Source organism: Acidovorax delafieldii 2AN (assembly GCF_000175235.1).
GTDB classification, from domain to species: domain Bacteria; phylum Pseudomonadota; class Gammaproteobacteria; order Burkholderiales; family Burkholderiaceae_C; genus Acidovorax; species Acidovorax delafieldii_B.
Window position 1 is genome coordinate 14,411 of record NZ_ACQT01000006.1, and the last position, 23,709, is coordinate 38,119.

The 23,709-nt window shown below is 58.1% G+C and carries 17 protein-coding genes; 14 read left to right on the forward strand and 3 right to left on the reverse strand.

Features of this window, described 5'->3' with window-relative positions; all coding sequences use genetic code 11:
• Position 1: 1 nt before the first annotated feature.
• The 13 genes from ACDELDRAFT_RS25525 (at position 2) to ACDELDRAFT_RS02260 (ending at position 16,810) form a co-directional block, all read left to right on the forward strand.
• Complete coding sequence (locus ACDELDRAFT_RS25525; protein WP_005793116.1) at positions 2-712, forward strand: glycosyltransferase; 711 nt, start codon at positions 2-4, stop codon at positions 710-712.
• Positions 667-1,116 (forward strand): hypothetical protein, encoded by a 450-nt coding sequence (locus ACDELDRAFT_RS25530; RefSeq protein ID WP_005793117.1) that lies wholly within the window; start codon positions 667-669, stop codon positions 1,114-1,116. Before ACDELDRAFT_RS25525 ends, ACDELDRAFT_RS25530 begins: the two co-directional genes overlap by 46 nt.
• The gene (gene rfbB, locus ACDELDRAFT_RS02210) at positions 1,113-2,195 is read left to right on the forward strand and encodes a dTDP-glucose 4,6-dehydratase (protein WP_005793118.1); all 1,083 of its coding nucleotides are present in this window, start codon (positions 1,113-1,115) and stop codon (positions 2,193-2,195) included. Before ACDELDRAFT_RS25530 ends, rfbB begins: the two co-directional genes overlap by 4 nt.
• Positions 2,192-3,076, forward strand: coding sequence for a glucose-1-phosphate thymidylyltransferase RfbA (rfbA, locus tag ACDELDRAFT_RS02215; protein ID WP_005793119.1), 885 nt, complete (start codon positions 2,192-2,194; stop codon positions 3,074-3,076). Before rfbB ends, rfbA begins: the two co-directional genes overlap by 4 nt.
• 189 nt (positions 3,077-3,265) lie before the next feature.
• Positions 3,266-4,084, forward strand: coding sequence for an ABC transporter permease (locus ACDELDRAFT_RS02220; RefSeq protein WP_005793120.1), 819 nt, complete (start codon positions 3,266-3,268; stop codon positions 4,082-4,084).
• Positions 4,074-5,405, forward strand: a complete 1,332-nt coding sequence (locus tag ACDELDRAFT_RS02225; protein WP_005793121.1) for an ABC transporter ATP-binding protein — start codon at positions 4,074-4,076, stop codon at positions 5,403-5,405. Before ACDELDRAFT_RS02220 ends, ACDELDRAFT_RS02225 begins: the two co-directional genes overlap by 11 nt.
• A 5-nt stretch (positions 5,406-5,410) precedes the next feature.
• The gene (locus ACDELDRAFT_RS02230; protein ID WP_005793122.1) at positions 5,411-10,771 is read left to right on the forward strand and encodes a glycoside hydrolase family 99-like domain-containing protein; all 5,361 of its coding nucleotides are present in this window, start codon (positions 5,411-5,413) and stop codon (positions 10,769-10,771) included.
• A 73-nt stretch (positions 10,772-10,844) separates the two neighbouring features.
• Positions 10,845-12,407 (forward strand): glucosyltransferase domain-containing protein, encoded by a 1,563-nt coding sequence (locus ACDELDRAFT_RS02235; protein WP_005793123.1) that lies wholly within the window; start codon positions 10,845-10,847, stop codon positions 12,405-12,407.
• 64 nt (positions 12,408-12,471) lie between these two features.
• Entirely contained in the window at positions 12,472-13,377 is a 906-nt protein-coding gene (locus ACDELDRAFT_RS02240) for an acyltransferase family protein (protein WP_005793124.1), read from the forward strand.
• Positions 13,378-13,414: 37 nt separating this feature from the next.
• Complete coding sequence (locus ACDELDRAFT_RS02245; protein ID WP_005793125.1) at positions 13,415-14,512, forward strand: DegT/DnrJ/EryC1/StrS family aminotransferase; 1,098 nt, start codon at positions 13,415-13,417, stop codon at positions 14,510-14,512.
• Entirely contained in the window at positions 14,509-15,456 is a 948-nt protein-coding gene (locus ACDELDRAFT_RS02250; RefSeq protein ID WP_005793126.1) for a glycosyltransferase family 2 protein, read from the forward strand. The genes ACDELDRAFT_RS02245 and ACDELDRAFT_RS02250 overlap by 4 nt, the downstream gene beginning before the upstream one ends.
• Complete coding sequence (locus ACDELDRAFT_RS02255; RefSeq protein ID WP_005793127.1) at positions 15,446-16,405, forward strand: WxcM-like domain-containing protein; 960 nt, start codon at positions 15,446-15,448, stop codon at positions 16,403-16,405. Before ACDELDRAFT_RS02250 ends, ACDELDRAFT_RS02255 begins: the two co-directional genes overlap by 11 nt.
• A gap of 39 nt (positions 16,406-16,444) precedes the next feature.
• A complete protein-coding gene (locus ACDELDRAFT_RS02260) occupies positions 16,445-16,810 on the forward strand; it encodes a GtrA family protein (RefSeq protein ID WP_005793128.1) in 366 nt (121 codons plus the stop codon).
• 26 nt (positions 16,811-16,836) lie between these two features.
• Here ACDELDRAFT_RS02260 and ACDELDRAFT_RS02265 read toward each other — a convergent pair whose 3' ends face one another.
• From ACDELDRAFT_RS02265 to petA, 3 genes are all read right to left on the reverse strand, one after another.
• Positions 16,837-18,690 carry a glycosyltransferase gene (locus ACDELDRAFT_RS02265; protein ID WP_005793129.1) on the reverse strand — a complete coding sequence of 618 codons (1,854 nt, stop codon included), beginning with the start codon at positions 18,688-18,690 and terminating at the stop codon, positions 16,837-16,839.
• Positions 18,691-18,712: 22 nt separating this feature from the next.
• Positions 18,713-20,710 (reverse strand): tetratricopeptide repeat protein, encoded by a 1,998-nt coding sequence (locus ACDELDRAFT_RS02270; RefSeq protein ID WP_005793130.1) that lies wholly within the window; start codon positions 20,708-20,710, stop codon positions 18,713-18,715.
• 151 nt (positions 20,711-20,861) lie between these two features.
• The gene (gene petA / locus ACDELDRAFT_RS02275) at positions 20,862-21,482 is read right to left on the reverse strand and encodes a ubiquinol-cytochrome c reductase iron-sulfur subunit (RefSeq protein WP_005793131.1); all 621 of its coding nucleotides are present in this window, start codon (positions 21,480-21,482) and stop codon (positions 20,862-20,864) included.
• Positions 21,483-21,850: 368 nt separating this feature from the next.
• On the opposite strand from petA, the gene ACDELDRAFT_RS02280 reads away from it, so the two are divergent.
• Positions 21,851-23,206, forward strand: coding sequence for a sigma-54 interaction domain-containing protein (locus tag ACDELDRAFT_RS02280; protein ID WP_005793132.1), 1,356 nt, complete (start codon positions 21,851-21,853; stop codon positions 23,204-23,206).
• The last annotated feature ends 503 nt before the right edge of the window (positions 23,207-23,709 follow it).

Sequence of the window (23,709 nt, forward strand, 5' to 3'; positions counted from 1 at the left end):
CATGAGCGGTGCGCAACTGGTGGCCGAAGCTGCCGATCCCGTTCTGGCGCTGCGGTTTGATGCGCCGCATGTGCCAGGGCGGGGGATTGGCGTGCTTGTCATCAACTACAACACCGCACGTCAAACCTTGCGCTGCCTGGAGTCCATTCAGCAGTCCACCGTGCTACCTGACTGGGTTTTGGTTTTGGACAACGCCTCGTCCGAAGATGATTTTCAGCATTTGCTTCACGGGTGTCGGCCGCCTGAGGGTGGAACCCTGCAGATCTATCGTTCAGATGAGAATCTGGGCTTTGCTAAGGGCAGCAATGTGCTCATTGATCTCCTACTTGAGCAGCCCGCATGCCGGTACATCATGCTGCTCAACAACGACGCTGTGGCGCAGAGAGACATGCTCGCCTCGCTGCGCACTGCATTGGGCGACGCTGGCGAAGAAGTTGGCCTTGCAGGGGGACGCATGCACAAACTGGCGGATCCCACACAGGTGGACACGCTGGGTATTGCTCTCTATGCCAGCCTGATGCCCGCTGACCGTAAAACATTGGAAGACATTTACGTGGGCCCCACAGGTGGCTGCTGCATGCTCACCAGGGCATTGGTCAACCGGTTGAAGTCCGTTTCAGGCTATTGCTTCGATCCCCGTTTTTTTGTTATTGCGAAGACACCGACATGGTTGTACGCGCGGTGCTGCTCGGCTACCGCCCTCTCTATCTAGATCAATTGTTGGCATTGCACGAGGGACAGGCCAGCAGCGGTGGTGGCTACAACTCTTTCATCGCATACCACGGCCTGCGCAATACCCTGTGGATGCACATAAAGCTTATGCCCGCAGGCATGCTGTGGCGCTACGGCCTTGTTTTACTGCTGGCTCATGTGTTGATGGTGGGGCGCCACATCCTGGCGGGGCGGTTTTCGCTCATGTGGCGTGTTTACCGAGATGCATTTGGCCAATTTCCAGAATTCATGGCGGAACGTAAACGCTTTCACCCACACGTTCAATCCCATTCCGGTGCGTTGTCGCGCTACATAACGCCGCGCTTTTACCGCAAAGGCTACGCAGGCTCAGTTGCGCAAGAGCATCCTATTTTTAAATACTTCTTTTCCAGCTCAAAACAATGACTATCTTGGTTACTGGCGGTGCCGGTTTTATCGGTGCCAACTTCGTTCTGGACTGGCTTGCCACCTGCGACGAGCCGGTGGTCAACCTCGACAAACTCACTTACGCTGGCAACCTGCACAACCTGGAAAGCCTGCAGGGCGATGCGCGCCACATCTTCGTGCAGGGCGACATCGGCGACAGCGCACTCGTGCAGCGCCTGCTGGCCGAGCACCGGCCCCGCGCCATCGTCAACTTCGCCGCGGAATCGCACGTGGACCGCTCCATCCACGGCCCCGAAGACTTCATCCAGACCAACGTCGTCGGCACCTTCAGGCTGTTGGAAGCCGCACGGCACTACTGGCAAGCGCTGCCTGCTATCAAAAAAGAAGCGTTCCGCTTCCTGCACGTCTCCACCGACGAGGTCTACGGCACTCTCTCGGCCACCGACCCGGCCTTCACCGAAGACAACACCTACGAGCCCAACAGCCCGTACTCGGCCAGCAAGGCCGCCAGCGACCACCTTGTACGCGCCTGGCACCACACCTACGGCCTGCCGGTGCTCACCACCAACTGCAGCAACAACTACGGCCCCTACCACTTCCCCGAGAAGCTCATTCCGCTGATGATCGTGAACGCCCTGGCGGGCAAGAACCTGCCCGTGTACGGCGACGGCATGCAGATCCGCGACTGGCTCTACGTCAAAGACCACTGCAGCGCCATCCGCCGCGTGCTCCAGGCCGGCCAGCTGGGCGAGACCTACAACGTGGGCGGCTGGAACGAAAAGCCCAACATCGACATAGTGAACACCGTCTGCGCCCTGCTGGACGAGCTGCGCCCCCGCTCTGACGGGCAAAGCTACCGCGCGCAGATCACCTACGTCCAGGACCGCCCTGGCCACGACCGGCGCTATGCCATCGACGCCCGCAAGATTGAGCGCGAGCTGGGCTGGAAACCGGCAGAAACCTTCGACAGCGGCATCCGCAAGACCGTTCAGTGGTACCTGGACCACCCCGAATGGGTGGCCCAGGTGCAATCGGGCGCCTACCGTGAATGGGTGCAGAAGCAATATGACAACGCAACAATGAAGCAAATCGCATGAATAAGCGCAAAGGCATCATCCTGGCCGGCGGCTCTGGCACGCGCCTGCACCCGGCCACCCTGGCCATCAGCAAGCAACTGCTGCCGGTGTACGACAAGCCCATGATCTACTACCCGCTGAGCACCCTCATGCTGGCGGGCATCCGCGACATCCTGGTCATCAGCACCCCGCAAGACACACCACGCTTTGAGCAACTGCTGGGCGACGGCAGCCAATGGGGCCTGAACCTGCAATACGCCGTGCAACCCAGCCCCGACGGCCTGGCGCAGGCCTTCGTGATTGGCGAGCAATTCGTCGGCAACGCCCCCTCGGCCCTGGTGCTGGGCGACAACATCTTCCACGGCCACGACTTCCATGAACTGCTGGGCAACGCCAGCGCCCGCACCGAGGGCGCCAGCGTCTTCGCCTACCACGTGCACGACCCTGAGCGTTACGGCGTTGCCGAATTTGACGCCCAAGGCCGGGTCCTGTCCCTGGAAGAAAAGCCCAAGGCCCCCAAGTCCAACTACGCCGTCACTGGCCTGTACTTCTACGACAACCAGGTCGTAGACCTGGCCAAGGGCCTCAAGCCCTCCGCCCGGGGCGAATACGAAATCACCGACCTGAATCGCCTGTACCTGGAGCAAGGCCAGCTCAACGTCGAAATCATGGGCCGAGGCTACGCCTGGCTGGACACCGGCACCCACGACAGCCTGCTCGAAGCCGGCCAATTCATCGCCACCCTGGAACACCGCCAGGGCCTCAAAATCGCCTGCCCCGAAGAAATCGCCTGGTGCAGCCAATGGATCAACACCGAACAGCTCCAGCGCCTGGCCAAACCCCTGAACAAAAATGGCTATGGGCAATATCTGCTGCGCATCGCGCAAGAAACCATTTACTGAGCAGTGCATGCTGAAATATATCGCCAATTTTGTACATACAACGACCGCATACTTTGGGCCCAAACGTGAACACCTCTGGGCTGTTACGGCTCAGCGCCTGACCATTCATCGGGGCGTACCGCGCGAGCCGTTTTTGCCTGGGACGTATGCAGGAGCAGCGCTGCTTATATTGACAGAGGTAATCGACTGATGCGCCACTTTTCCGCAACTCCGAGAGAAATGCTTGCTACCCTCTGGCGTCATCGTGATCTGATTAATGCCTCCACCAAACGCGAAGTATTAGGTCGTTATCGTGGTTCAAGCCTGGGTCTTTTGTGGTCATTTTTTAACCCTGTTTTCATGTTGATCATCTACACCTTTGTCTTTAGCGTGGTTTTTAAAGCACGCTGGAGCGGAGGTGGTGAATCAAAAACGGAATTTGCACTTGTATTGTTTTCCGGTCTAATCGTCTTTAACTTATTTTCGGAATGCATAAATCGAGCGCCCGGGTTGATTTTGTCTAATGTTAATTACGTTAAAAAAGTTGTTTTTCCACTGGAAATACTGCCTTTTGTTGCTTTTTTATCTGCATTGTTTCATGCTGCTATCAGTCTATGCGTCTGGTTGTCTGCTTATGTTATATTCATCGGTACTCCTCCTATTACTATTTTTTACTTGCCATTAATATTAATTCCTTTTGTTATGTTTATAATGGGCATCAGTTGGGTATTGACCTCGTTAGGCGTTTATCTCCGGGATGCGGGGCAGTTTGTTGGGATTTTGACTGCAGTACTCATGTTTCTCAGCCCCGTTTTTTATCCCATCACATCTCTTCCGGAATCCTACCGCTACCTTCTCTATTTCAACCCGCTTACGCTGGTGATCGAGCAATTCCGCGCGGTGCTGTATTTTGGCAAAGCTCCATATTTTTCATTGCTTGCCGTATACTGGGTCGCGACGTTTTTCGCTGCTTGGTTGGGATTTGCTTGGTTTCAGAAGACTCGTAAAGGTTTTGCAGATGTCCTCTGAAATCGCTGTAAGGGTGGAAAATCTCGGAAAATGCTTTCATATTTATGAAAAGCCCGGGGATAGACTTAAACAGTTCTTGCTTCCACAAGTGCGCAGAGCATTTGGGATAGAAGCAAAGCAGTATTTTCGCGAGTTTTGGGCATTGAAAAATGTCAGTTTTGATATTCAAAGAGGCGAGACGGTTGGGATCATTGGCCGAAACGGAAGTGGAAAATCAACGCTTCTGCAGTTAATCTGCGATACCTTGACTCCAACGACAGGCGAGATTGAGACGCACGGTCGTGTTGCTGCGCTGCTTGAATTGGGTTCAGGCTTCAATCCAGAATTTACAGGTCGCGAAAACGTTTATCTGAATGCGGCGGTGCTTGGTCTCGAGAAGAAGGAGATAGACGGGCGTTTGGCTGACATCATAGATTTTGCAGATATTGGTCAATTTATTGACCAGCCTGTTAAGACATATTCCAGTGGAATGGTCGTACGTTTGGCATTCGCTGTTCAATCGCAGATTGATCCAGACATACTCATCGTGGATGAAGCCTTGTCCGTCGGCGACGCTAAGTTTCAGGCTAAGTGTTTTGACCGTCTTAGGAAGCTCAAAGACCGGGGCACGAGTATTCTTCTTGTGACGCATTCCAGTGAGCAGATCGTGACTCACTGCTCAAAAGCAGTGCTGTTAAACGATGGAGCGGTCTTGGAGATCGGAGAACCCAGGAGGATTGTCAATCGCTACCTCGACGTATTGTTTGGGCGCGAGCGTAAATCTTCATCCGTGTCCAGCAATGTGCCGTTGCCAAAACCGGACCGTGTCGTTCCAGTAGCGTACCCGTTGAGCCATACTGATGACGTGTTTGCTACTCACCCTGGCTACAACCCTCACGAGTACCGTTGGGGTGATGGTTCGGCGCGAATCCTTGATTTCTTTCTTTCGACAAATGGCGAGCCATACCCGTCTGCGATAGACACGGGCCAGAACCTTGTACTGGCAGTGTCTGTAAAGTTTGAGATAAACATGGTCCGTCCGATATTGGGTGTCACTATTAAGACCAAAGAGGGTGTCACGGTCTACGGTGTGAACTCCGAGACACTTGAGGTAGACGCCTTTAAAGTCCTCGGGCAGGCTGGGTCGGTTGTCATCCCCGAGCTGAGGTTTTGCTGCCGATTGGCTCCGGGGGACTATTTCGTGTCGTTAGGTTTGGCCAGTCGAATTGGCGCCGACGTCGTGCCGCATGACCGCCGATACGACGCCATTCATTTGAAGGTATCGCCAGATTCGAGATTTCATGGCTTGGTCGACTTGGAAGCTGATCTGCGTGTGAATTGATTACTATGAAAAATCTCTTAGAACGTGCAGGTTACATATACGAACCACAAAGCGGCATCTGGGCAAGTCCGGGTTTTAAAGGTATCGCTTACAGCGACGGCGACGAAGTGGAGCAGCGGCTGGCCCGAATAATTGCTGAAACGACTGACTTGCGTGTGCTTTCAGACGAATTGAGGCAGCACATCACCGACTGGCCATCGCTCTATCACCTAAGTAGCAGTCGTGCCAATATTCTGCGTCCGTTCGAGCAGCGGTTGCCTGGCGCTGAAGTGCTAGAGATCGGAGCAGGGTGTGGAGCCATCACACGCTATCTGGGAGAAAGCGGTGCACAGGTTCTGGCCTTAGAGGGCTCTGCTCGGCGCGCAGCGATAGCACGCGCACGCGCGCGCGACCTTCCGTTGGTCGAGGTACTGGCTGAGCGATTTGACCAGTTCCGGTTCAACTCGCAGTTTGACATTGTTACGTTGATAGGTGTGCTTGAGTACGCCAACCAGTTCGTATCTGGCCTTGACCCTGTTTTGACAATGTTGCAGCGAGCGCGATCGCTGGTTAAACCTGGTGGCATTCTGATCATCGCTATTGAGAATCAGCTGGGTGTGAAGTATTGGGCTGGAGCGCCAGAGGACCACTTGGGTGTGCCGATGTATGGCATCGAGGGGCGCTACCGCGCGGACCAACCACAGACATACGGGCGCAAACACTTGGCTGAGTTATTGGCTGCCGCAGGTTTCGCGCGAGCTGAATTCCTTTCAGCCTTGCCAGACTACAAACTACCGGTATCAATCTTGGCGCCCAGCGGCTTGGAAAGTGCCGATTTCGATGCCGCTGCGCTTGCCTCAGAAAGTGTGCGTCGCGATCCCCAAATGCCAATCCAGTTGGCCTTTTCACCTGAGCTGGTATGGCCTGTTGTTATGCGCAATGGCCTAGGCGCGGACCTGGCTAATTCTTTCTTGATCGCCGCTAGTGTGGCGGATACATCAGCAATAGACCCTCACGTACTGGCCTACCACTACAGTACCGAGCGCAGAATGGGATACTGCAAGCAAACAGTTTTTCGACGCTCCGCAGATGGAGCAATTGGCGCACATTGCAATCTACTTAATCAAATGGACAACGTTGTCCAAGGGGCTTCGTTGATTATGCGTGTACCACCACACACACCTTACGTACATGGCCATACATTGGCGAGCGAGTTCGTGCATCTGGTGACGCGGGACGGATGGGTACTGGACTCGGTGGGTGCCTTTGTGCGGCGCTACTTGGATATCGTTGGTTCGCTGGTTTACGAGGGTCTTCCCTTTATATCGCCGCAGTCACTTCAGACAGTTCTGCCTGGTAAGTGCTTTGATTTGGTTCCTCAAAACATCATTTGTGACTCGCAGGGTAAATACCATGCCATCGATCTCGAATGGACGTTGGTGCGTGACATGCCTGTGGGCTGGCTGTTGTTTCGAGCAATGCTTCTGCTGGTGCAGTGCGTCACGCGGTTTGGGGTGTCGTCCGAGTTGGGCGCAGTAACGCGACGCGGTTTCTTCATGGCGGTGTTGAAGAATGCTGGTTTTGAAGTCGATGAATACACACTTGAGTCTTTCGCAGCTATGGAAGCAGCGGCTCAGGCTGAAGCCACACAACACCCTATGGGCCAGTTGTTGGACTGGTGGGCTGATTCACTGCTGCACACTGAGCCAGGCATCAATGGAAACGTCGGAGCACAGGCTTTCGAGGACAAGTTGCGGAAGTCTGAGTGGCGACTCCAAGAGTCCGAGGCAAAGTTACAAAAATCTGAGTCGCTACTACTTGAGTCTGAACGTAGCTTGCAGCTGGCCGCCGAGCACTTGCGTGAGCTGGTGGCACAGCGTGACGAGCAACTGACTGCGCTGCAAGGGTCGTTGTATGACATGCGTGCCAGCAAGAGCTGGAAGATCACTGCGCCATTGCGTAAGATACCTAATGCCATTGCGGGCTTGGAACGTCAGACCGAGCTCTTGCGTGACGCCATCAAAATCGGTGGCGGCCTATTGCCCACCCTCCGTACTACCGTGAAGGTCCTGCGCAACGAAGGCTTCAATGGAATTCGCTGGCGTATGTCCAACGTGCAAGTGCTGAGGCGTGGTGCGGCGCCGTTGGAGTTGGCCGCACCTGTTATGCCATCGACAACGCTCCACCTAACACCCTACTACCCCAACCCGCTATGGGACCAGGAGCCGCCAGTTGAGTCGAACGGGCTAGGGCGATTTGCGGTGCACTGCCATTTTGACGAGCAATCTGATGTTGAACAGAGCATGTATTTGCTGTCTGCAATACCCTTCCCTTTCGATCTCTATGTCTCCATGGCGGGCGACCAGGGTAGGCGAGCCCAAACGCAAGCGCGTTGGAAGAATGCGTTACCCCGAGCTGAGAGAATCCAGATCGAACACCTGCCGGCGAGCGCCCAGCCCTTAACGTCGATGGTTGCGTGTTTTGGCCAGTTGCTTACGGAATATCCGTCGTTTGCGCACTTTGCCTTTGGGCTTTCCAATGCGACAGACGCTGCGCAGAGCTTGCTAGGCCCTAAAGACAGCAGCGGTGGTCGGTTGGAACGGCTGCTTGCGTTGATGAATGACGCCGCAGCCCTTGTGCTCGGTGCCGAGAGTGCATCGGACCATGCGAGTGGCTCCTTCCCTGCGGACGCTGCCTGGACTAAACGTGTTGCCCAAGTATGCGGTCTGAGTGCTGACAAGTCAGCTATGCAGTGCTCCGTCAATGGCGCAGCAGCGTTCCTCATGCGTGGTGCGGGGCTTCGAGCAGTGCTCCCCGTCGTGTCGCTACTCGATCTGGATGACCATGGCGTGGAGTGTGAACACCGTATGTCGGATGCACTGGCGTCTCTACTACCGGTGTTTGCGGCGTTACAACCCGGCCGGGTGCTACAGATCCAGCAAGGCGACAGTACTCACGACTTCCGGCAGTACGAAGTGCAGCACGACTACTCTGCGTCCATTCTGCACCGCGATGTGCGGGTCTTATCCTACTATCTCCCGCAATTCCACCCTACGCCAGAGAATGATGAATGGCATGGTAAAGGCTTCACTGAGTGGACTAAGGTTCGTGCCGCAAATCCGCTTTTTGAAGGCCATTACCAACAGCACATACCCCACCCCGATATTGGTTATTACCTGCTGGATTCTCCTGAAATTTTGCGAACGCAGGCCATGCAGATGCAAAAAGCGGGAGTGCATGGCCAGGTTTTCTATCACTACTGGTTCTCAGGTCGCCTGATCCTGGAGAAGCCGGCACAAATGCTGCTGGCACACGCGGATATTGAGATGCCCTTTTGCTTTTGCTGGGCCAACGAAAATTGGACGCGCCGCTGGGACGGCAACGAGCGTGAAATTCTTCTAGGCCAAACCTATTCGGCTGACGATGCACGCGCTTTCATTCGCTATTTGATACCCTTCTTCCGCGACCCCCGCTACATCCGCGTCGGCACGCGCCCGATGTTGATGGTGTACCGCCCATCTTCGATTCCGGACCCTACCGAATATCTCCGGATCTGGACCGAGGAGTGCGTGCAGGCGGGCATCGATGCACCATACGTTGTGGCCGTCCTCACGCGCGGCGCCACTGATCCTGCGGACTTCCAAATGGATGCTGGCGTTGAGCGACCTCTGCACGACTGGACGGATGGCGCAGTCCCTGATCTTCGTCCATCGCTGCAGGCACATTGGCCTATGAATGGCAGTGTGCTGTCGTATGACCAAGTGCGCGACTACTATGTGGCACAGAACGACCGCAAGAGTTTCGACTACTTCCGCTCGAATGTGCCGATGTGGGACAACACCGCGCGATACGGCACAGGAGCATTGCTGCTACATGGCAGCACGCCGCAGAGTTTCCAGCAATGGATGGAGCACTCCATCGCCGATGCCCAAGCAAATTTGCCGGCAGACCGGCGCTTTGTTGTCGTTAATGCCTGGAACGAATGGGCCGAAGGCGCCCATCTGGAGCCGGACACGCGCTATGGCTACAGCTATCTGAACAGCGTGGGGCGCGCGCTAGCGGGCCTGCCCTATGCGCACGAGTTGAATGCGACAGCGCCATTGCCACAGGGGCTTTGCCTGCAGGTGCAATTTTCGCGCGAACTTGTCGAACAACTTAAGGCGGATGCGCTCGTCCGTCGCCGGTTCTTCCACTGCCTTGCGCAGTCGCGGATTCTGCGCAGCCAAGGGTTCTGCGTGGACTATCCGCACGAGAATGAACTGCCGATCCCGCGAGCCGCAGCGGGCAGTTCGGCATGCGACTTTCGCGTCGAGTTTCGGCGCGCCGTTCACTTTGCACCCGATGCCATCGAGCGGATGCTGCAAACCGCACTTGCAACCCGCGCTTCGGTCATTGGCAACGACTATGGAAGATCTCCGAGTTCGTTGCACTTGATGCCGAATGGGGCAGCTTCCAGGCGCGACGCCTCCGAGGCCTCGGTTCTGATTCTTTCTAGCCATGGCGTGGCCTCCGCGCACGGGATCTATCGCATGCGGACGGATGCCTGGTGCTTTGCGTTACCGCCGCATTCGGCCGGCCAGGGGGAATTGCCGACCGTGACGACGATAGTGCGCTTTCACAAAGGCGGGCGCCTGGAAGAACTGCGGTGCGCGCTTTCGTGCATGTATGTCATGCAGGACTGCGTCGTCGTTCCTTTGATTGCGGCGCAAGATTTAGACGAGCAGCAGACCGCTGCACTGATGTGCATGCTGGAAGAGTTCGATTGGCGGCCAGGGCCTGGGCCAAGGGTCGACCACTACGTGTCGCCGAATGGCCGCGGGGATCTACGGTCTCGGATGCTCAACGAGTCCTTGCGCAAGGTGAGCACGCGCTACGCTGCGTTTCTCGACTACGACGATCTGTTGTTTTCAGATGCCTATGCCTTATTGCTCCAGCGGATGCGAATGACCGGCAAGGCGGTCGTTTTTGGGCGTGTCTACTGGACAGACTACCGTGCAAATGCGCGAGTCCTACTGAAACGCCGCCGCACATTCGAGTATGGCGGTAGCCACGAGGAATTCGTTCGACACAACCATGCCCCGTTGCACAGCTTCCTGCTGAATGTCGAAAAAATCGACCGTAAAAAAATCATTTTTTTCGATGAGCAACGCTTTATGGAAGATTATCTTTTGACGCTGCAGATTTTCACTAAGGAAAACGCCGACTGGGAAGGCTTGAAGGAAAATATCTATCTAGGTGACTACGTGCATAGTCTTGACAGGGAACACACACTCGCGCTGTCCAACGATGAAGTACGTGCGGCCTTGCTGAGCGATCCTGAATATCTTATGTGCGAGGAATATATTCAGCGGATTCGAATGAATATTGCTTCTCATGTCGAGTCCTGAAAATTATGTCTGCGGCCCATTGAATATTGCGACGGCTGGCAATGACAAAAAATAGATGAGCAGGAGTAATAAAATGCAGGGTTTGTTTGCAGCCAACCGGATGGATGCCATCTTTTCGAGGATCAAGAGAGTTGATTTCTGGATTCTTCTGGGAATTTTCTTTGTCTTTTATTTTTACAAGTTGGTCAACTATGGCCAAATGATTGACGACGAGAAAGCCGCCCTTAGGGCTGCGCCGATTATTTGGCTGACGCAGGGGCGATGGGGCGCCTATCTGTTTGAGTTGTTGGTGCTTCCAAATCCGCCGATTCCGTTTCTTCCGACCTTTCTGTTCGGTATTTTCATGTGTGCAGGGTATTTGATTGTCATGGCCGCGCACGATGTCGATCGGCTTGAGCCGCTGCATTACCTCACTTTTCCGCTGTTCGTTGCTTTTCCTGTCTGGATTTTTCTCTCCGCTTTTTCATCGAATGTTGCGGCCAGTGGCCTAGCCATGGTTTTTTCAGCCTTGGCTCTGAAGCATTGCAAGAAGCTGATTGAACAGGACTGGCCTCGAAATTTTAAAAAGCTTGCGACGCACGCAATGGCTGCTGCACTATTTTGTGCAGCAGCCATTGGGATTTATCAAACATTTATCTTTGTCGTTGCTGTATTGGCGCTCGGGCTTGTGCTGACATCGGCACAGCGCAATCACTGGACCATCTCGCGGGTCGCGGTGCAGTTGCTGCATGTATTGGCCGTTTTGTTGTTGGGTTTGCTGTTTTATAAAATCATCGATCTTGTCTTCATGCGTGCTCTGCATGTGGAACGCTCCGGATATGTTGAGCAGTTCAGCAACGTCGACCAGCTGCTGGCCAAGCCACGAGAAATGCTTTCCAGCACGTGGGCGAGCCTCAAGGCGATCTACGGAGGTAGCGCCCAGAAATATGGTGTCGAGGTGATCGGATTTCCCCTGTTGATGCTCTCCGGGGTGTTGGGCGTTGTATTTGGGCGGTCGTTTCGCGGATGGCAGAAAGTCTGGGCGTCGATCATCGTGGCGTGCATCGCCTGCATTCCCTTCATGATGGAGTTGATATCGGGGGGGATGCCTTTGCGAACGTTCATCGCGATTCCTTCTGTGTTCTGGTTGTTTTCCATGCTCGGGATGACGGCAGGTGTGCGGTGGCTGGAGGGCTTGGCGGGCATCGCATTGGTGCTGTCGCTGTACGGTGTGATGCACTCCACGAATACCTTGCAGGCGACGCAGGCCTATGTAAGAAGCCATGATCAGATCATGGCGGCAGATATCTACAGACGCATTGCGGAAGTTAGTCCTGATTTCGATCGAACAAAGATCTACATGGTCGATGTGTTCGGGGCGAAAGAGTTCGAATCGCTGTATCCCCGCATAGCATCTTCCACTTGGGGGTATTCTTTTTTTGAGTGGGACGATGGAAATCCTGAGGGGCGGATGCTAGCGCATATGCGAGCGCTCGGTTATGCAAATTTGAGAGTCGTACCCTTCGAGCAGCGCAAGGAAAATCTGAAGAAATTTGAAGAAATGCCAATGTGGCCGGCGACGGGCTCCGTGAAGAATGTGGATGGCACGATTCTTGTTAAATTGGGTCGATACCGTGGCTATCCTTTCAATTTCTGACCGAGCCGCCGAGATCGTAGCGGGAGATGACCCAGGCCTCAGAGAAGATCGAAGCAGGAGCTACATGCGGCACTATCCGAATTTTGATTGGCTGCGTCTTTTCTTTGCCGTGCAGGTTGTGGCGATGCACAGCGGGGCATGGGAGCGCGTGCTGATCAATCCGGTTCCGGCATTTATCGCCGTCAGCGGATTCGTGGTTTTGGGAAGTATCGAGCGACGATCTCTGACGTCTTTTTTTCTGAGCCGTGCATTGCGCGTGTTGCCGCTGCTTTTCGTTTCTTTTCTCGTTATCGGTGCAATTTTTGGTGCGAGTGAAATGCGCCAAACGTTTTTATTTTGGCTTTGGCCGATGGGGCCTGCGCCGCTGAATGCAGTGGTGTGGACGTTGATCTACGAAGAGGTTCTCTATGTGTGCATGGCCATCTTGTTCGTGTTTGGTTTTTATCGGCGGCCACTGCTGATAGCTGTTGCATTTATTGGGTCGCTGTATTTCGCTAGAAATCCGCCACCATTTTTATATCCAGTGACCTATGTTCTGATTTCATCGTTCCTTCTTGGAAGCGTTGCCTACTTGTACCGTCACTGGATTGTTCGACTGCCGTCAATGGTGGCGATTGGATGGTTTGTTTTGGGAATGGCGGGCGTTGCGACCTTGAAATACAGCATGGGCAGTTGGGTGGACGATTTTTTTGTCCATCTGATTGCCATTGCTGGTGCCCTATGCTTTGCCATTGCAGGGCCGCAGCTACCGCGGCTGGCGCTTGATCTTAGCTATTCGCTGTATTTGTTCCATTTGTTGTCCCGCGCATTGTTGATGCACTTCATTCCACTGGGGGTTCCCTTGTTTATGGCGATGCTGGCGACCACGATTCCGGTGTGCGTTGTCGCTTGGTATGGAATAGAGCGCCCATTTTTATCGCTGCGAGATCGGCTATTTTTCCGGAGGTTGCCGGCGCGATATCCGTCGTAGGATTGTTTGATACAACGAAGTTTTGATGGAGAAACAGATGATCAAGATCAATGATCTTTCTGCGTTGACGCAGACCCAGAAGGAAGGGGTCAAGAACGCCGTCGCGCGCGTGGTCGACAGCGGCTGGGTTGTCCTTGGCCCCGAGGTCAGGCATTTCGAATCGGCATTTGCCGACTACCTGGGTGCCAGGCACTGCGCAGGCGTCGCCAACGGCACGGACGCAATCGAGCTGGCCTTGAAGGCGCTGGGTGTGGCAGTGGGCGACCGTGTCGCCACGGTGGCAAATGCGGGCATGTACACCAGCGCCGCCGTGCTCGCGATCGGTGCCGAGCCGGTCTTCATGGACGTAGACCTGGACAGCCGGAACGTCGCGCTTCCAGAAGTCCGGCGGGTGATCGCGCTGGGCGTCAAGGCTGTAGTCGCGACTCACCTGTACGGCCTAGCGGTCGCCGAGATCGAGGCGATTGCGCAGCTGTGCGCGCAGCACGGTGTCGCGCTGCTCGAAGATTGCGCCCAGGCGCACGGCGCCATCGTCAGCGGCCGGCGCGTCGGCACCTTTGGGGATGCGGCCAGCTTCAGTTTCTATCCCACGAAGAACCTGGGTGCCCTAGGCGATGGCGGGGCCGTGGTGACCCAACGCGCGGATGTCGCCGAGCGGGTCGGGCACTTGCGCCAGTACGGCTGGACCGCCAAGTACCAAGTCAGCCTGCCCGGCGGACGCAACAGTCGTCTCGACGAAATGCAGGCGGCGATCCTGATGGTATTCCTGCCGCATCTTGATGCCGCGAATGCGCGGCGGCGACAGATTGCCGCCCGCTATGGCGCCAGCATTCACCATCCCGATGTGCAGCTACCCATGGATGCGGGCGAGTCGTCCGTGGCCCACCTCTACGTGTTGCGAAGTGCGCGGCGCGAAGCCTTGCGCGCGCACCTGCAGGCGCAGGGCATCTCCTCGGACGTGCACTACCCCATTCCTGACCATCGGCAGCCGGTGTTCGGGGACCGGTATGCCGGGCTCCGGCTCGAGAACACCGAGCGCCTGGCCGCGGAGATCCTTACCCTGCCCTGCTACGCTGAGATGCGTGACGAGGATGTCGCCCGTGTCGTGGCGGCGGTGAATGGGTGGCGCGCATGAAATTCTCGGTCGTCATCCCGGTCTACAAGAACGAGGATTCGATTCCGCGCCTGCTCCAGGCCGTAACGGCGATGGCGCGCGAACTGGGCGGCATGCTGGAGGTGGTGTTCGTCGTCGACGGCAGCCCCGACCGCTCGTTCGTCTTGTTGCGCGATGCCTTGGCCGGCCTGGGGTTTCCGGCGCAGTTGCTGGCGCATTCGCGCAACTTCGGCTCGTTTCCGGCGATCCGTACCGGTCTGGCGGTGGCGCGCGGAGACTATTTCGGCGTCATGGCAGCCGATCTGCAGGAGCCGCCGGAGCTGATGGTGGCGTTCTTCCGGGCGCTGCAGGCCGACGAATGCGATGTCGCCATCGGCACCCGCACTCGCCGCAGCGACTCATGGAGTTCGCGTATGGCCTCCGGGCTGTTCTGGGCGCTGTATCGCAGGTTGGTTGTACCTGACATGCCCGAGGGCGGAGTCGATGTGTTCGGATGCAACCGCGTGTTCCGTGACCATCTGCTAAGGTTGCAAGAATCCCGTTCTTCGCTGATCGCTCTGATCTTTTGGCTTGGGTTCCGACGCAAGCTCGTTGGCTATGAACGTTTGGAGCGCCAAGAAGGCGTGTCGAGCTGGACCTTTCGGAAGAAGGTCGACTATATGCTGGACAGTGTTTTCGCATTCACGGACTACCCTATCCGTATGCTCACACGCATAGGGTTTCTAGGCTGCGTTCTCTCCGTGATTCTCTCCGTCGTTATTCTGGTGGGCCATATTACCGGTCGCATAGTTGTGCCAGGCTACGCGCCGACGATGCTGGTAGTGCTATTTTTTGGCGCCGTGAATCTTCTGGGACTGGGGCTGGTCGGAACGTATGCCTGGCGAACCTATGAAAATGGAAAGCACCGCCCGCTGTCTGTTGTAGCACTGGCAATTACAAACGAGAAAGATGCAGATGCTCAATGAGGTTCAGATTCATCCCACGGCTGAGGTCCTGACAGAGAACATCGGTTCCGGGACGACAATTTGGCAAATGGTGGTCGTGCTGAAAGGTGCCGTGATCGGCAAGAACGTCAACATCTGCGCCCAGTGCTTCATCGAAGACGACGTTGTCATCGGCGACCGGGTAACCGTGAAGTCGGGCGTCTATCTCTGGGATGGCGTGCGCTTGGGCGACGATGTGTTTGTCGGCCCGAATGTGACGTTTACGAACGACAAGTTCCCCCGGTCCAAACAGCACCTGGCAGAGGCCTTGGTTACGCGTGTCGAAGCTGGGGCCTCGATTGGTGGTGGGGCGGTGGTACTGCCCGGTTTGATTGTGGGGCGGGGTGCGATGGTGGGGGCAGGGGCCGTTGTGACCAAGTCGGTACCTCCTTATGCCATTGTGACGGGTTCACCCGCAAGAATCATGGGGTATGTGGAGAATACCGCCTCAGCAAAACCAGATGGCCGCCCGAGGGCGCTGGTCGTGCCTGCTGTCGCAAATTCGGTGGAACAAGTAGGTGTCGGCGATGTCGCGTTGCACCGTATGAAGTTCGTACAGGACATGCGGGGTAACTTATCCGTGGGCGAGTTTGAGAAGGACGTCCCCTTCCCCGCCAAGCGCTACTTCCTGGTGTTCAGCGTTCCCAGCGAGAAAACGCGTGGCGAACATGCACATCGCGAGTGCCACCAGTTTCTGATTTGTGTGAAGGGCAGTTGTGCTGTGGTCGTGGACGATGGCAAATCCCGTTGTGAGGTTCTGCTGGATTCGCCTGACCTGGGGCTGCATCTGCCACCCATGACCTGGGGTATCCAGTACAAGTACTCGGCCGATGCAGTGCTGCTTGTCTTCACCTCGCATGACTACGATGCTGCTGATTACATTCGTAGTTATGCTGAATTCGTGGCACTAGTCGACGAGGGGGCAGCCTAGTTGCGCTCGATCCTAGCTCACCACCGATTCGGGCGATGGTTGCGCTTCTTAATAGGAGGAGCGATCAATACGGGTTTCAGCTATCTGCTGTACTTGGCCCTGAACCGCGTCCTGCCTTATCAGTGGGCGTATATGCTGTCGTATGCAGCCGGCATCGTGTTCGCCTATTGGTTCCACGCCAAGTTTGTTTTCGTTGTGCCGCTCTCTTGGCGCAGACTGTTCTCATTCCCGCTGGTGTATGTGGTGCAGTACCTCGGGTCGGCTTTGTTGCTGGAAGGATTGGTCTCCGGGGCTGGCATGAGTGAGATGCTTGCGCCCTTGTGTGTGGCAACGGTAATGTTGCCAATTACCTTTGTGATGAGCAAGCTAGTACTGACTTGGAAGCGCCGGCTACCGTGCGAATGACAGGGTAGGCAGTTCTTGTGTAGAAACTAGCCACTTTTGGCGATGTCGGTAGCTGCGCTGGCGCACCGACCATGTGCAATGCTGAGAAGTGAAGAAACGGCCATGTACCGCAAGGCATTCGCCCACGATCTGAAAATTTTGGAACGGTCTATTTTAGAGGTGTGCATTGCAAGCGGCACTTCGGCAATCCGCTTACCTTCGCGCCTCATCAGCAACAACGTTCCAATGTCTTGGTAGTCCAGCAGCGTGGCCTCTGCAGATGCCGCCACTTGCATGGCGGTGCGGTTATACAGCCGAAATCCCGACACAAAGTCACGCAATCCCAAGCCTGTCAGCCACCTAAACCACTGCCACGCCGCACGTCGCGGTAGGCTGTTGCTGCTCGCAAAGTAGGCTACCGTCATGTCAGCTTGGCTGCCTGTAGCTAGCAGCGCCGGCAGTTCTTCTACTTCGTAGCGACCCTCTGCGTCGATGGTGATGACAGATGCGTAGCCTTGAGCAAGCGCATGACGGATGCCGGTTTGCAAGCTGCCCCAGGTCGTCATCTTTAGAAGGGGGCGCAGCACGCGGGCCCCATGCTGCTCCGCCAAGTGGCAGGTGGCGTCAGTGCTGCGGTTATCAACCACAAGCACTGGAGCGTTGACCAAGGCGCGTATGCGCTGAAGCAGAGGGGCGATGTCTGCGGCATTGTTATGGGCGGCAATCACCACCATCAAGCCGCGTGTGGCGGGCTCTGTATTTCTGCCTGGTGCCATGCTTCTGTAGTGGCGGGCAGTGGCGCGTTCGCAGGGCCCAATGCTGAAATGCTGGTGCAGCGCCTTTTGCCCTGCCTTGCCCAGGCGTTCCCGCAGCGGCGCGTCGTGCTGGAGGCGGGCAATGGCACTGCGCCATGCGTCCACGTCTTCAAAGGGCACATGCAGGCCGCAGCGCGCGTGCGATACCACCCACGGCATGCCTGATCCGGGCAGGTCAGTCACCAGGCAGGGGCGGGCGTGCTGCATGGCCTCCAGCAGCACGATGCCGAAGGCCTCAGTGCGTTCGCGCGATGCGAGGCAGAACAGATCGCAGGCGCTCAGCAGTGAATGCTTCTCGGCGTCGTCAACGGCGCCCACCAGTCGCACGGCAGCAGGCATGCCGGGGGGCGTGGTGCTGCGTATCAACGCCTGCAGTTCTTCGCGCAATTCGCCCTCGCCGGCGACGAGCAGCTCCACGCCGGGCAGGGTGGACACTGCGTTGATCAGGGTTTCGAAACCTTTGTAGTAGGTCAGGCGGCCAATGGAGAGCAGCCGCAGTTTGGTGCCTGAGTGCCACTGCAATGCTCTGGGCGGAGGAGCGGCCGCCGGCGTGCAACGCAGCTCAATACCCAACGGCACCACTTCGCACTTGCTGCGCCAGGAGCGCAGAGCGGCGCTGGCCTCAAGATATGGTGGTGACGTGGCAAAGATTTGCTCTGAACGCTCCAGCAGTGCCTGCTCGAAGGGCCGGTAGAGCATGTATCCCAGTGCGACAGACCATTTGATGCTGGACACCACCACATCCGAGTGCCAATGCACTACCCAGGGCACTTTGCGCGCGCCGGGCAGTGTGAGGGCCCACAGCGCGGAGTTGTTGGGCATGTGCAAGTGCAGCACATCGGGTTTCAGCCGGTCGATGGCGTTGCCCAGCGCTTGCCTAAAGCCGACCGCCATGGGGGCATAGACCAAGTTGAACTGTACCGGCACACGCTGTACCCAGATGGGATCGTCAGGCTGCGGATCGCCATGCACCAGCGCGTGGGCGTCAATGCCCTGGCGGCGCTGCTCTTGAATGAGGTCGGCCAGAAAGACTTCCATGCCTCCGCGGTAGGGCGGATAAAACTTGCCGACGTGCAGAACGCGCATGGTGGTGGGTTCCCGCTCTGGCTCAGGATTTGCGGGGTTTGGCGGCCGCAATCTGATCGCGCACACTGCGGTACTGCGGGTTGCGCGGATCCAGGCGAATGGCCTGATCCAGGTCTTTCAGGCTCTGGGCTTGATTTCCCGCTCGATCGTGCGCGATGCCGCGGCCGTAAAAGGCCGCAGGATTGGGACTGCGCGCCAGGAGTTGGTCAAACAGGTGGATGGCGCGTGTGGTTTCGCCCTTGCCAATCAGTGCCATGCCCAGTCCCAACTCCAGCCGTGGGTTGCTTGGGCTTTGCTGCAGAAGCAGGTTGAAGTCTTCGATGGCAGTGTCGAATTGGTTGGCGCCAATGGCGGATTCGGCGCGGCGCAGCCGTAGCAGTTGCTGCATTTTCTTGCTGCCATCGATGGCGTCTGAGGGCGTTTTCAGGGCAGCGTCGAAGCTTTGGAATGCTTGCGAAAACTGGCCCAGCGCAAACGCTGATTCACCGCGGTGGTAGTGTAGGGATTGGCCGGTGAAGCCTTTGGCCTGGGCTGCCTCGAACGCTTGCAGCGCTTGGGCGTGCTTCTGTTGCTGCTGCAGCGCGACACCGGTGTTGAATCGGGCATTGCCATTGCCATCCCCCAATGCATCGGCCGTGGCAAAGTCGCGTTCGGCCTGGGTCAGCAATCCCTTTTCCAGATGGTGAGCGCCCAGGTTCAGGAAGGCGCGGCTGCGGCCTACTGCGTTGGCGGGGGCGTTGCGGTCGATCTTTTCAGCAGCATCTCCCCACGCCGTGCCTGCATCTGTCAACGAGGACACGCGCTCCAATGCCAATGCGCCAAAAACCAGTCCAAGAACGGCTCCCAGCACGTAAATGCTGCGTGGCTTGAAGCCTGTCAGGACAATGGCCGCCAGCCCTGGTAGAGCGATGGCCCACAAGTAGCTGCGGTACAGCACGAACGGGTCTTGCACCCAAACCGTGGAAAACTCCGTGAAGTACCACAGCACTGGAAAAAGCAGCAGCAACCCGGCCAACCCCCAGAGGTTGCTGCGGCGCAGCACCAGCCAGATGGAGCCCAGCAGCAATGCCACGTAGCCGATAGCCCCCACCAGATGCCAGAGGGAACCGAACCCGAGCGGAAATGCAGGGCGCAGATCAATCGACATCCACTGGATATTGGGGAAGATCCAAAGGAGGCCGTAGGCAAAGAACAGCGCGGACTCGTTCAGGATGCTGAGCGGGTACATCTGCTGCATCATTCCGGGGCGCAGGGACTCCAGTTGCTGGGCGAGCGCGATGGATTGCGGGTCGAATAGGCGACCGAGCACATTTCCATAGAGCTGCCAGAGCACGGCAACGGCTCCAGTCAGCACCACCAGGGCCACTCCGCCCACGGCCGCGGCCCGCTTCCAGCCTGGGCGGCAAACGTAGATGTACAGAGGAACGGTCATGGCGGCCGTCATCACGGCATGCTCCTTGGAGAGCACGGCCAGCACATAACTTATCAGTGCGCCGACAAACCGCGCGGCGCTGCCTGTTTGCAGCCCACGCACGAACATCCAAAGGGCCAGCACCGCGAACAGTGTGGCCATGACGATGGAGCGTTGCGCCAGATAGGCCACCGCATACACCGCAACGGGATTGAGCGCAAACAGCGCGACACCCACCTGCAGCGCGGCCAATCGTGAGCGTTGGAAGTGACTTTGTTCTTCAAACTCCTTGGGAAAACGCGCGGTACTCAACAGCGTGTGGAGGAATGCATAGAGCGCTGCGGCCACGCCCAGATGCAGCATCACATTCACGAGGCGCTGCTTCCACCATCCATCACCCGCGAGGCTCTGAAGCCAGACAAAGCTCCCGTAGGACAGCATGCGCTGCTTGAACTGCAGCAGACTGCCGTATTCGCCAAAAATCGTACCGTCGCTGAGCCGTAAATCGTCAAAAAGCAGTTCGTTCTGGATGCCTGGCAGGTAAATGCCCAATACTGCCAGCACGAGCACTATTGCAAATAGATAAGTTACTTTGCGCGATATAGCCATAGGGTGGGTGTTCCATGGAGACTGCCAATATCCGGCGCCCCAGACGGGGCTCTTGAAATCCGCCGCAGGGGAGTCTAAGCCATGAGTGATCACGCACCGGGCTGTGGGGTGCATCAGGCCCAAGGGAGGTCGATGCTGCCGCTTTCTGTGGTCAGGCTGGGCCCTCCCCAATAGTCAGCCGCGTGTCCGACACATAGCGGTGCGGCGGCACCTCAAGGTTGGTGGGCGCGGGCTTGTTCTTGAACACGCGGCCCGCCAGGTCAAAGGTGGAGCCGTGGCAGGGGCAGAAGAATCCGCCCTTCCAGTCGTTGCCCACGCTCGGGTTGGCGGTGCCGACGGGCACGGCGCTCGGCGAGCAGCCCAGGTGCGTGCAGATGCCCACTGTCACGAACACCTCGGGCCGGATCGAGCGTTGCGCGTTGCGCGCGTATTCGGGCTGCTGGTCTTTGCGTGAGGCCGGGTCGGCCAGTGCGTTGTCGTGTAACGCCAGCGTGGCCAGCATCTCGGGGGTGCGGCGCATGATCCACACGGGTTTGCCCCGCCATTCCACGGTTTTCACGCCGCCGGGTGGCAGGTCGCTGATGTCCACCTCCACGCTGGCGCCCATGGCCCGGGCGCGTTCGCTGGGTGCAAAGCTGGAGACCAGGGGCACGGCCACGCCGGCAGCGGCCACGCAGCCGGCGGCTGCGGTGAGCAGCACCATCTGGCGGCGTTCGTCGTCGTGGGTGGCGGGGAGGGGGCAACTGGCGGCTGCGGCGGTTGGGACGGTCATGGCGGGGTTCCTGGATGGGTTGCGCTGGAAGGGCGGGAAAGGGCACTGATCGGCCCTCGCTGCCCGAACTCTGGAAGCGGCACCGGCGCGTGCGGCGCCCTTGTGGCTGCTTCTGCAAGGCAAGCTGCGTGCCACCGCTGCGTTCTCGAAGAGAACCATCGAAATTCGATGGTTTCTTCGCTTCAGCCCAGGGGGATGGCGGTCTGTTGGACCGTCAGTCCTCCGTCGGGTCGCCTTTGTGGGCCGCCACGTGCGTGCCATAAAAATGCCATTTCTCTGCCGTTTGCTGCCAACATGGCATAGATCAAGCCGGTGGCGACACCGCTGCGGCATCCTGCGGGTTGCCGTACCTCATCACCCACCCCGCCATGATTCACAGCCCTTCTGCGCCTCCCGAGCTGGTGTCCTTTCTCGATGGTCTGGCAGAGCCCCATATCCTGCTCGACGACAGCTATCGCATCCTGGCTGCGAATGTGGCCTACCAGCGCCAGTTCGGCACGGCGGAAACCGTGGTGGGGCGCACCTGCCATGCGGTATCGCACCATTTCAGCGTGCCTTGCGATCAGGCGGGAGAGTCGTGCCCGCTGGCGCAGGCGCGCAGTTCGGGGCAGCGCGAGCGGGTGCTGCATCTGCACCACACGCCGCAGGGTGAGGAATATGTGCAGATCGATCTGGCGCCTGTGCTGGGGGCTGGTGGGCGCCCCGTGTTCTTTGTCGAAAAGATGGTGCCCTTGCCAGTGGCAGCGCAGACCCAGCGCTCCGCACACGGTTTGATTGGGCGCTCACCCGCGTTCCAGCGGATGATGGGTTTGGTGGCGCGGGTGGCCCCTTCGCGCGCGGCGGTACTGCTGTTGGGTGAATCGGGCACGGGCAAGGAGCTCGTGGCCCGTGCGGTGCATCAGGGCAGCACGCGGGCGCGGCGGTCGCTGGTGCCGGCGGACTGCGCGAGCATGCCCGAGGCGTTGTTCGAGTCCGAACTCTTCGGGCATGAGAAGGGGGCCTTCACTGGGGCCACGCAGGCGCGCCCCGGGCTGGTGGAGGCCGCCAACGGCGGCACGCTGTTTCTCGACGAGGTGGGCGATATCCCGCTGCCGCTGCAGGTGAAGCTGCTGCGCCTGCTCGAGACTGGCACCTATCGCCGCGTCGGCAGCACCGAGCTGCGGCACGCCGACCTGCGCGTGGTGTCGGCCACGCACCGCCACCTGCCCCGCATGGTGGCGGAGGGCCGTTTCCGCGAAGACCTCTACTACCGTCTCGGCACCTTCCCCATCCACCTGCCACCGCTGCGGGAGCGGCAAGGGGACATCGCACTGCTGGCGAGCGCGTTGCTGGAGCGCGTGGTGCAACCGCCGCGTGTGCTGCTCCTGTCGGACGCCGCGCTGGCCTTGCTGGAGGCGCAGCCTTACCCCGGCAACGTGCGTGAGCTGCGCAACCTGCTCGAGCGCACAGCTCTGTTGTGCGATGGCGATGCCATCGAAGCAGACCATGTCCGCCAAGCCGTGGCGTGCGGGCTGCCGCCGCCCGCCAGTGCACCGTGGCAAGGCGTGGCGGCCGCCGAAAGCCCCATGGCGGGGGGCGCTGCCATGGGCCGCGCGCTGGATGCCGACGCGTTGCGCCGTGCACTTGCCGCTCACCGAGGCAACCGGGCGGCATTGGCGCAGCAGCTGGGTCTTAGCGAACGCTCGCTGTACCGCCGCATCCGGGCATTGCGGTCGCTGGACTGAAAAATCAGCCTCAAAAGGCCTGTAGTGCTTATCTGGCTTGCGTTGATAGCTATTAAAAATGCAGTGCACAGCGGGTGGCTGGTGGCGGATCAACGGAGGGGCGCTACCGAGCCTGTCGGGTGAGAGCCCGGTGGAGCGATCGCGTGGAAAGGCTGCCGCAGGTTGCGGGCGCGGTGGGCCCTTGCGCCAAGCCCCGGGGCGGGTGCCTCCAGAACGCGGCATGTCGCTGCGCGCCAGCGGGCCCAAGACCGCCACTGTGTTGCCTGCTGCGCGTAGCGCCGCAGCGGGCCGATGGTGTCCGTACGGGCTGCGCTGCGGGTGAGTGGTACTTGCAGCGTGCTGCGGTCTGGACTGGCCCAACCCATCGAATGCCCGGCGGCCCGTTGCATGGGCTCAGTGCTCCTTCACTGCCGCCCATCGCTGCCCGTTCACACTTTGGGTAGGTGCTGCGGGTGTGCACTTTTGCTATTGAAAAAAGAGCTGGATGTGCACGTCAGATAAGC